Raw genomic sequence first — 10,055 nt, 5'->3', positions numbered from 1 at the left:
GGTGCCCGTGCCTCCCAAGACGTGCGGAACCGACTCGGACGAGCCGTGACCGCTGGCCATATTAAGGTAAGCATTACCTAACTTGATAGCCCTCCCCGCCGGGCACGACAGCACAGCTCACGGCGGTAGGGTTAAGGTGTGCCTAACCTAAGGATGGTGGCCGTGGAGCCAGGCCGGTGACCGCGCGCAGAAGCCTGCGCCCAGCCCTGCTCGTCGTGTTGCTCGCCACCGCCCTCGCGGTGCTGTGCGTGCTCTCGATCGGGCTGGGCGCCGTCGACATCCCCCCGGACCGGGTCGTCCGGGCGCTTTTCGGCCACCCTTCGAGTCGGCTCGTCGACAACATCGTCTGGACGGTCCGCGTACCGCGCACCGTCCTCGGTGTCACCGCGGGCGCCGCCCTGGGGCTGTCCGGTGCGCTCATGCAGGCCCTCACCCGCAACCCGCTCGCCGACCCCGGCATCCTCGGCGTCAGCGCGGGCGCGTCCTTCGGGATCGTCGTCGCCATCGCGGTGTTCGGGCTCGGCTCGCTCCACGGCACGATCTGGTTCGCCTTCGCCGGTGCGCTCGGCACCAGCGTGCTGGTCTTCCTGCTCGGCCGGACGGGCCGCTCGGGCGCGACACCGGTGAAGCTGGCGCTGGCCGGAGTCGCCGTCACCTTCCTGCTCTTCTCGCTGACCAACGCGATCGTCCTCACCGATCCCGACGCGCTGGACCGCTACCGCTTCTGGTCCGCGGGCACCCTCGCCGACCAGGACGCCGCCGTCGTCAGCAGCATCCTGCCCTTCCTGGCGGTCGGGGCGGTGCTCGCGCTCGCCACCGCGCCCGCGCTCAACAGCCTGGCCCTGGGCGACGACGTGGCCGCCTCGCTCGGACGCCGGCTGGGCCTCGTCCGCCTGCAGGGGGTCGTCGCGGTGATGCTGCTGACCGGCGCGTCCGTAGCCGTCATCGGCCCGGTGGTCTTCCTCGGCCTCGTGGTGCCGCACGTCGCCCGGATGCTCGCGCAGTACGCGGGCATCGGCCCCGACCACCGCTGGCTGCTGCCGCTGTCGGCGGTGCTCGCACCCTGCCTGCTGCTCACGGCGGACATCCTCGGGCGGGTCGTCGCCCGGCCCACCGAGGTGCAGGCCGGCGTGCTCGTCGCCTTCATCGGCGGCCCGTTCTTCATCGCGCTGGTCCGCCGGCGCAAGCTCGCGGAGGTCTGAGCATGACCGCCCTCGCCCCCCTCCGCGGCCGCCGGACCTTCCGGCTGGCGGCCCCGCCGGTCTCCGGAGTGCTCCGGCCACGGCTGGTGGTGCTCTGCGCCGCCCTCCTGGCCGCGGTGTTCCTGCTGTTCTGCTGGGGCCTGACCCTCGGCGACTACCCCATCGGGTTCACCGACGTGGTCAAGGCCCTCACGGGCACCGGCGACCCCGGAACGGTGCTGGTCGTACGGGAGTTGCGGCTGCCGCGCGCCCTCGTGGGACTCCTCGTCGGCATCGCCTTCGGCATCTCCGGCGCGCTGTACCAGACGATGACCCGCAACCCGCTGGCCAGCCCCGACATGATCGGGCTGACCGAGGGCGCGGGAACCGCCGTGGTCGCGGGCATCGTCCTCGGCTGGGACGGCGGCCTCGGCACCCAGGGGCTCGGCCTGCTGGGCGCGCTGGTCACGGCGCTGCTCGTCTACGCGCTGGCCTGGAAGGGCGGCGCCACCGGCTACCGCATCATCCTGGTCGGCATCGGCGTGTCCTGGATGTGCACCAGCGCCACGGACTACCTGGTCGCGCGCGGCGAGCGCTTCGAGGCGCAGGCCGCCCTGGGCTGGCTGGTGGGCAACCTCAACGGCCGTACCTGGGACCAGGTCACCCAGCTCGCCGTCGCCACGGCCGTGCTGGTGCCGCTCGCCCTCGGCATGGGCCGCCGGCTGCGGACCCTGCAGCTCGGCGACGACGTGGCGGCGGGCCTCGGCACCGCCGTGCAGCCCGTACGGCTGGCGCTGCTGCTCATCGGGGTCGGGCTGATCGCCTTCGGCACGGCCGCGGCCGGCCCGGTCGCCTTCGTGGCGCTGGCCGCCCCGCAGATCGCCCAGCGCATGGCCGGCACGGCGTGGCCGCCGCTGACCGCCTCCGGACTGACCGGCGCAGCGGTCGTCCTGGGGTCCGACCTCATCGCGCGTGAAGCGATCCCCGGCACGGAACTGCCGGTCGGGATCGTCACCGGCGTCATCGGCGCGCCGGTACTGCTCTGGCTGCTCATCCGCGCCAACCGCGCGGGCTCAGGAGGCTGAACCCATGGCGACCACCGACCCCGCCCCCGCCCCCACCGCCGCCGCGGGCCCGGACCTCCGGGCGCGCGGGCTGCACCTGGCGTACGACGACCGGCTGGTCGTCGAGGACCTCGACCTCGTCATACCCACCGGCCGCATCACCGCCATCGTCGGCGCCAACGCCTGCGGCAAGTCCACCCTCCTGCGGGCCCTGGCCCGGCTGCTCGCGCCCCGCCAGGGCACCGTCGAACTCGACGGCCGCGCCCTGCGGTCGGTGCCGACCCGGGAGCTGGCCCAGCGGCTGGGCATCCTGCCGCAGACGCCGGTGGCCCCGGAGGGACTGACCGTGATCGACCTGGTCAGCCGCGGCCGTTCGCCGCACCAGACGTGGTGGCGGCAGTGGTCCAAGGCCGACGAGCTGGCCGTCCACGAAGCACTGGCGGCGACCGGCCTGACCGAGCTCGCCGACCGCGCCGTGGACGAGCTCTCCGGCGGCCAGCGCCAGCGGGCCTGGATCGCCATGGCCGTCGCCCAGGGCACCCCCGTCCTGCTGCTGGACGAGCCGACCACCTACCTCGACCTGGCCCACCAGATCGACGTGCTGGACCTCGTCACCGACCTCAACCGCCGCGAGCAGCGCACGGTGGTGATGGTCCTGCACGACCTCAACCAGGCCTGCCGCTACGCCGACCACGTCATCGCGATGAAGTCGGGACGGATCGCCGCCGAGGGCCCGCCCGCCGAGGTGATCACCGCCGAGACCGTCCAGGACGTCTTCGACCTCCGCTGCCAGGTCACCACCGACCCGGTCAGCGGCACCCCCCTGGTGATCCCCATGGGCCGCCACCACGAAGCGGTCCCCGTCGCCGCCGAGTGACCCGCCACGGGGCGCCACGGCACATAGGCGGCATCGTCGACCCCGGCTGCCGCCTCGGTACGTTCGGGGCGGCCTGCCGGACGGCCTCGACCCGCGCGAAGCGCCCGGCATCTGCCCGCCCGGCGAACGCGGAACGCGGACACGGGACCAGCCGTCCTCGGGCAGCACCCCGGCACCCGCCGGGCAGTGCACGGGGCTGCGGACAGGGCGCGCGGCGCCCGCGCGGCCTCGTCGACCCCGGCCGTCGCCTCGGCACGTTCGGGGCGGACAGCCGCGGAGGCCGACGGTCTGTCCGAAGGCCCCCGCCCCGCAACGCCACGGTTCCCATGGACCGTTGACGCGAAGCGGCCCGCATGCGCCTGCCCGGCGAACGCGGCGCCGACGCGCACCCACGGGCTTCCCCGCCCTCCGGGACCTCGGCGCCCGCCAGGCAGTCCACGCGGTCACAGACAGGGCGCACGACGTCTGCGCGGCCTCTTCGACCACGGCAGTCGCATGGGCGCCGGGGGCCGGCTCCTCGATGCCCGCGCCTGTGAGCCCACATGGGCACGGCACCGGCCCGACGGGGCGTCATCGACCTGCGGTGCCCGCGACGGCGGCCTACCGCCGGCCACGCGGACGCGGAGAAGACGCGGCTGGCCACGGAGATCTCGGCCCCCGGCAGCAGGGTGAGCGGCGTCCCGGAGTCACGCATCCTCGTGATCATCAAGGACAGTCCCGCCCGGTTCGCCGCCGAGGGGGCCGCATCCTCCCCGAGCCGGGGGACGAGGGCGACTGGATCGCGGGGTCCGGGCGACCGGCCGCCGCCGTACGACCCGGCGGCGGCACGGCGCGGCGACCCCGCGGGCCACTCGGCTAGCCCGGGGTGACGGTCGTGCCGGCGCCCCCCGGCCCCGCGGTCAGCGCGCCCAGCAGGGCGTGCGGGGCGCGGCCGTCCAGCACGCGGGCCGTGCGGACGCCCGCCCGCACGGCCCGCAGGCAACTCTCCATCTTCGGCACCATGCCGCCCCCGAGGACCGGGAGCATCGCCTCCAGTTCGGTGGCGGTGAGCCGGTCCAGGACCCGCTCGCGGCGCGGCCAGTCGGCGTACAGCCCTGGCACGTCGGTGAGCACGACCAGCGCCTCGGCGTCGAGCGCCGCCGCCAGTGCCCCGGCCGCCGCGTCCGCGTTGACGTTGTAGATCTGGCCGTCCGTGCCGCGGCCGAGCGAGGAGACGACGGGGATGTGGCCGTGGTCCAGGAGCACGTCCACGGCCGCCGTGTTGACCTCCGTCACCTCGCCGACGAGGCCGATGTCGACGATCTCGCCGTCGACGTGGGCGTAGCGGCGCACCGCGGTCAGCGTGTGGGCGTCCTCGCCGGTGAGCCCCACGGCGTACGGGCCGTGCTCGTTGAGGAGTCCGACGAGGTCCCGCTGGACCTTGCCGGCCAGCACCATCCGCGCCACGTCCAGCACCTCGGGCGTGGTGACCCGCAGCCCGCCGACGAAGCGGGCCTCGATGCCCACCAGGTCGAGCTGGGCGCTGATCTGCGGGCCGCCGCCGTGCACCACCACGACCCGCACCCCGGCCTCCCGGATGCGGACGACGTCCTGCGCGAAGGTGCGCAGCAGCGAGCCGTCGCCCATGGCGTTGCCGCCCACCTTCACGACGACGGTGCGGCCCCCGAGCGCGCGCAGGGCGGGCAGCGGCCCGGGGCCGGCCAGTGCCGTCGTCACGGACGGGTCGTCAGGTAGCCGCCCATGGTGCGGAACCAGTCCGTGGCCGCGTATTCGGTGCCGTCGTCGGTGCGGATCGTGCGCACCAGCAGGCCCTTGCGGTGGCCGCCGCGCGCGTCCGCGCCGGCGACGATGACGACGCCGTCGCCCTCGCGGATGAAGATCCGGCCGGGCGTGCCACCGTACCGGGCCCGCGAGACGGCGGCGGCGACGATCCTGATGCGCTCCCCGCGGTGGTAGGTGAAGGCGTTGGGGTACGGGTCGGACTGCGCCCGCACCAGCCGCTCCAGGTCCTCGGCGGGCCAGTTCCAGTCGATGCGGCTGTCCTCGAGGGACCGCTTGTGGAAGAAGCTGGCGCGGGAGCGGTCCTGGGGCGTCCACTCGGCGCGGCCTGAGGCGATCAGGTCCAGCGACTCGCGCACGAGGGGCGCGATGAGGTCGCAGGTGCGGTGGAAGAGGTCGGTGGCGGTGTCCTGCGGACCGACGGGCTCCGAGCGCTGCAGCAGGATGTCGCCCGCGTCCAGTTCGCCGTCCATGCGGTGTGCGGTGACGCCGACCCGTTGCTCGCCGTTGATGAGCGCCCAGATGATCGGGGAGAAGCCCGCGTAGGCGGGGAGCAGGGAGTCGTGCACGTTGAGGGTGCCGTGCGGCGGGAGATCGAAGATCTCCGGCGGCAGCCAGGTGCGCCAGTTGTTGGCGACGATGATGTCGGGCGCCGCGGCCTTGATCGCCTCGAGCAGTTCGGCGTCGTCCGGACGGTTGCGCAGCAGCACGGGGACGCCGTGCTTCTCGGCGAGTTCAGCCACCGAGTCGTCCCAGATCTTCTCGTAGACGTGCTCGCTCCTGGGGTGGGTCACGACGAGGACGACCTCGTGATCCGACTCCAGCAGCGCCTGCAGCGTCCGGTGTCCCCAGGTCTGGTAACCGAACATGACGACCCGCATGGGCTGCCTCTCCTTCAGTGATTATTGCAAGGTTAGGCTTACCTTATCTAGTATGTGGCGCGCATAGGGAGGCGATGCAACGGTGACAGCACCGCTCAATGAGCCGGACACCATCCACGACATCCTCGGGATCGGTTTCGGACCGTCAAATCTGGCTCTCGCGATAGCCATCGAGGAGCACAACGCACAAGTCCCCGCCTCCCGGCGGATCGACGCCCGCTTCCTGGAGCGGCAGCCCCGCTTCGGCTGGCACCGCGGCATGCTGATCGACGACGCGACGATGCAGGTCTCGTTCCTGAAGGACCTGGTCACCATGCGCAACCCGACCAGCGACTTCAGCTTCCTGTGCTACCTGCGCGAGCAGGGGCGGCTGGTCGACTTCCTGAACCAGAAGACCCTCTTCCCGCTCCGCGTGGAGTTCCACGACTACTTCGAGTGGGCCGCCGCCCGGGTCGCCGACCTCGTCGACTACTCCTCCGAAGTGCTGTCGGTCACACCGGTCCGCGGCGCCGACGGCGAGGTCGACCACCTCGACGTGACGTGCCGGCACCCCGAGGACCCGACGCGGACGGTGACCCACCGGGCCCGCAACATCAGCGTGGCCGTCGGCCTCGAGCCGCACCTGCCGCCCGGCACCGAGCTGTCGGACCGCGTGTGGCACAACAGCCAGCTGCTGCCCAGGGTCGCGGAGCTCACCGCGACGGGCACCCCGGTGCGCCGTGCCGTCGTCCTCGGTGCCGGCCAGAGCGCCGCCGAGGCCGTGGACTTCCTGCACCGCACCTTCCCCGACGCGGAGATCTGCGCGGTGTTCGCCAAGTACGGGTACACGCCTGCCGACGACAGCCCCTTCGCCAACCGGATCTTCGACCCGGAGGCGGTGGACCTCTACTTCGCCTCCCCGTCCGAGGTGAAGCAGTCCCTCTTCGACTACCACCGCAGCACCAACTACTCGGTCGTCGACATGGACCTCATCGAGGCCCTGTACGCCACCTCCTACCGCGAGAAGGTGCAGGGCCGGGAACGGCTGCGCTTCCTCAACGTCTCCCGCATCCGGGACGTGAGCGCCGCGGACGACGGCCTCGACGTGACGGTGGAGTTCCTGCCGACCGGCGAACGGCACGTCCTGGAGGCGGACGTCCTGGTGCACGCCACCGGCTACCGCTCGCAGGACGTCGGCACCCTCCTCGGGGAGTCCGCCAAGATCTGCCTGCGCGACGACGGCGACGCCCTCCGCGTCGGCCGCGACCACCGCGTCGAGGTCGCCCCCGAGGTGCGGGCGGGCATCTACGTGCAGGGCGGCACCGAGCACACGCACGGGCTGACCTCCACCCTGCTGTCCACGACCGCGATCCGGGCCGGCGAGATCGTCGCCTCGCTCGCCGCCCGTCAGGACGAGCCGGCCGCGGTGGCCGCGGCCCGCCCCTGAAACCCGCTTGAGGGCCGCCGGAGGACCGGCGGCCCCTGGTCCCCGGCGCCGCCTCCGGCACCAGGCCGACGCCGGACCCGAGAACGGCTCGGGCCGAATGGGTGGGTGCGGGTTCGTCTCGCGCCCTTCGGGCGCACAGCGGCGGGCTGCGGAGGGGAGGGTTGGGGGGGCCTGCTCTGTTCGCAGTGTGCGGGTGGGTGCGGGGCTGGGGTTCAGGCGCCGGAGCGGGTTGCCGTTCCGGTGGCGGAGGTCTCGTTGCCGTCCGCGGGTATGGATGGCCGCTTCCACGCCTACTGCCGGTGGGTGGCGCGCCCGCCGTAACCCGCGACTGCGGGTGATCCCAGGTGCTGCCGAGCGATCGGAACGACATCGGGCTCTGTTTCGACGATATGGACGTCGAAACAGAGCCCGATCTCTGCGCTGACGGAGATCGGGCTCGCTTTCAGCGTCATACACGTCGAAACAGGGCCCGGTCTCGGATCGGGGAAGCACCCGCAGACGCCGGTTACGGCGGGCGCGCCCAGCACCGACAGTAGGCGTGGTCACCGGCCATCTGTACCCGCGGACGGCAACGAGACCCGAGCCGGACGAACAACCAGCCCCGCTCCGGCGCCTGAACCCCCGCCACCCAGACACCCGCACACTGCGAACAAGGCAGGCCCCCCACCCTCCCCTCCGCAGCCGGCATCTTTGCGCCCGAAGGGCGCGAGACGGCGCGACAGCCGAAAGACCACCAGCAGCGCGCCACCAACCACCCACTGCTCGCTCCCCTCGCCGCTAGCGTCGCGTACGCAGCAGCAGGTACAGGAAGTACGGCGTGCCGATGACCGCCGTCATCAGGCCCGCGCCGAGCTGGGCCGGGGCAATGACGGTCCGCCCAAGGATGTCGGCCGCGCAGACCAGCGAGGCGCCCAGGAGCACCGCCACCGGTACGACGCGCACGTGCCGGCGGCCCACGAGGGCGCGGGCGGCGTGCGGGGCGACCAGCCCGACGAAGCCGATGGTGCCGGCGGCGGCCACGGCGGTGGCGGTGAGCAGCACGCTCGTCACGAGGAAGCCGAATCGGGCGGGGCCGCGGCGCAGTCCGAGCAGGGCCGGGGTGTCGTCGTCGACCGACAGCAGGTCGAGTTCGGTGCGCCGCGCGACCGCGACGGCGAGGCCCAGCACGAGGGCGGCCGCCACGGGCAGGGCGTCGGGCACGGTCCGTCCGTAGGTGGAGCCGGACAGCCAGGTGAGCGCCTTCGTCGCGTTGAACGGATCGGTGAGCACGATCAGCAGGCTGATCAGGGCCGTCGCCGCCGCGGACACACCGACGCCGACGAGGACCAGCCGGGTCTGCCGGAAGCCGCCCCGCGCCGCGAGGCCGAACACGAGCACGGAGGTCACCGCGGCGCCGGCGAACGCGGCCCCCGCGACACCCCACGCCCCGGCGACCGGGACCGTCGTGACGAACAGCACCGCGCCGAGCGCGGCGCCGCCGGAGACGCCGAGGATGCCGGGCTCCGCGAGCGGGTTGCGGGTGACGGCCTGCACCAGGGTGCCGGACAGGGCGAGCGCGGCCCCCGCCAGGAGCGCCGCGAGCACCCGCGGCACGCGAGTGTCGAGGACGAAGGTGACGGCCTGACCGGACCTGCCCTGCGCCCAGTTGACGACGTCGCCAAGGAGCAGCTTCGTGTCGCCCAGCAGCACTCCGGCGACCGTCAGCCCCACCAGCACGGCGACCAGGGCCGCCACGGTCACCAGGAAGGCGACCCGGCCCGGGATGCGCATCCGGTCCGGCGCGCCCGCTCCCCCGGAGTCCTGGGTCCGCAGCGCCATCACGACCAGGAACACCGCGCCGACCAGGCTCGTGACGACGCCGGTGGGCACCGCGACGGCGGTCTGCGCGGGGACCACGGCGCGCAGCAGGACGTCCGCGCCGAGCACCAGGCCCGCGCCCGTCAGGCCCGTGACGGGCAGTCCGGTGCGGGTGCGCAGCAGCGGCCGGAAGCGCCGGGCCAGCGGCCGTACGAGAGCCGGCGCGCACAGGCCGACGAAGCCGATGGGCCCGGCGAGGGTCACCGCCGCGGCGGACAGCAGCGACGCGAACACCACGACGGTGATCCTGGTGCCGCGGACGGGAACGCCGAGGCCGCGGGCGGCGTCGTCGCCGAGCGCGAGGGCGTCGACGCGGCGGGCCACGAGCAGCAGTCCGGCGGCGCCGGCCACGGCGACGGGGGCCATTTGAAGCACGCCGTCGAAGCCGTTCTGGCTGATGCTGCCCTGGCTCCACTGGTAGAGGCCGTTGGTCTGCTGCGGGAAGAGCAGGATCAGCCCCTCGGTGACGGAGGTCAGGCCGAGGGTGAGGGCGCTGCCGGCCAGGACGAGGCGTACGGTGCCGGCGCCCAGCCCCGACAGCGACAGCACGACGGCGGCGGCCGCGAGTCCGCCGGCGAAGGCCACGCCGGACGAGGCCAGCAGCGGCAGGGAGGTCCCGGTGACCATGAGGACGCCCAGGGCCAGGTACGAACCGGCGTTCACGGCGAGCGTGTCGGGCGCGGCGAGCACGTTGCGGCTGACGGCCTGCAGGGCCGCCCCGGCGGTCCCGAGGGCGGCGCCGACCAGCAGGCCCGCGGTCATGCGGGGCAGCCGGGAGGCGATCACGACGGACGCGTCGCCGGGGGCGGCACGGCCGGTGAGGGCCTTCCAGACCTCGGCGGGGCCTACGGCGGCGGTGCCCTGGGTGACGTCGACGACCGCGAGGGCACCGACCAGGAGCACGAGCGCGGCCGTCACCGCGGCCGCTCCCGTCCGGGAGCCGGTCGCGTGCGGACGGGTGGCGGGGGTCGTTGCGGTGACGGCCACGGC

The 10,055-nt window shown here is 73.8% G+C and carries 7 protein-coding genes; 4 read left to right on the top strand and 3 right to left on the bottom strand.

Annotated features, from left to right (window positions below):
* Positions 1-176: 176 nt before the first annotated feature.
* The 3 genes from ACZ7MY_RS11175 to ACZ7MY_RS11165 are packed head-to-tail and all read left to right on the top strand — an operon-like array spanning position 177 to position 3,122.
* Positions 177-1,202, top strand: a complete 1,026-nt coding sequence (locus tag ACZ7MY_RS11175; protein WP_499601085.1) for a FecCD family ABC transporter permease — start codon at positions 177-179, stop codon at positions 1,200-1,202.
* Between the two features lie 2 nt (positions 1,203-1,204).
* Complete coding sequence (locus ACZ7MY_RS11170) at positions 1,205-2,266, top strand: FecCD family ABC transporter permease (RefSeq protein WP_499601084.1); 1,062 nt, start codon at positions 1,205-1,207, stop codon at positions 2,264-2,266.
* Positions 2,267-2,270: 4 nt separating this feature from the next.
* Positions 2,271-3,122 carry an ABC transporter ATP-binding protein gene (locus ACZ7MY_RS11165; RefSeq protein ID WP_499601083.1) on the top strand — a complete coding sequence of 284 codons (852 nt, stop codon included), beginning with the start codon at positions 2,271-2,273 and terminating at the stop codon, positions 3,120-3,122.
* Between the two features lie 855 nt (positions 3,123-3,977).
* Here the strand turns inward: ACZ7MY_RS11165 and argB are convergent.
* The gene (argB, locus tag ACZ7MY_RS11160) at positions 3,978-4,838 is read right to left on the bottom strand and encodes an acetylglutamate kinase (RefSeq protein ID WP_499601082.1); all 861 of its coding nucleotides are present in this window, start codon (positions 4,836-4,838) and stop codon (positions 3,978-3,980) included.
* On the bottom strand, positions 4,835-5,782 hold the full coding sequence (locus tag ACZ7MY_RS11155) for a methionyl-tRNA formyltransferase (RefSeq protein ID WP_499601081.1): 948 nt from the start codon (positions 5,780-5,782) through the stop codon (positions 4,835-4,837). Before ACZ7MY_RS11155 ends, argB begins: the two co-directional genes overlap by 4 nt.
* Before the next feature lie 82 nt (positions 5,783-5,864).
* Between ACZ7MY_RS11155 and ACZ7MY_RS11150 the strand changes: the two genes are divergently transcribed.
* Entirely contained in the window at positions 5,865-7,208 is a 1,344-nt protein-coding gene (locus ACZ7MY_RS11150; protein ID WP_499601080.1) for a lysine N(6)-hydroxylase/L-ornithine N(5)-oxygenase family protein, read from the top strand.
* A gap of 777 nt (positions 7,209-7,985) precedes the next feature.
* Here the strand turns inward: ACZ7MY_RS11150 and ACZ7MY_RS11145 are convergent.
* Positions 7,986-10,052 carry an iron ABC transporter permease gene (locus ACZ7MY_RS11145; protein ID WP_499601079.1) on the bottom strand — a complete coding sequence of 689 codons (2,067 nt, stop codon included), beginning with the start codon at positions 10,050-10,052 and terminating at the stop codon, positions 7,986-7,988.
* Between the last annotated feature and the right edge of the window lie 3 nt (positions 10,053-10,055).

This window comes from Streptomyces sp. NPDC111520 (assembly GCF_055635295.1).
Note: the sequence above shows the minus strand (reverse complement) of the source record. Positions and strands in the feature narration are given on the sequence as shown.

What these genes read in the sequence shown, in the direction of transcription:
- ACZ7MY_RS11170 (WP_499601084.1), top strand. Translation starts at nt 1,205, where the DNA reads ATGACCGCCCTCGCCCCCCTCCGCGGCCGCCGGACCTTCCGGCTGGCG.
- ACZ7MY_RS11165 (WP_499601083.1), top strand. Translation starts at nt 2,271, where the DNA reads ATGGCGACCACCGACCCCGCCCCCGCCCCCACCGCCGCCGCGGGCCCG.
- ACZ7MY_RS11155 (WP_499601081.1), bottom strand. Translation starts at nt 5,782, where the DNA reads ATGCGGGTCGTCATGTTCGGTTACCAGACCTGGGGACACCGGACGCTG.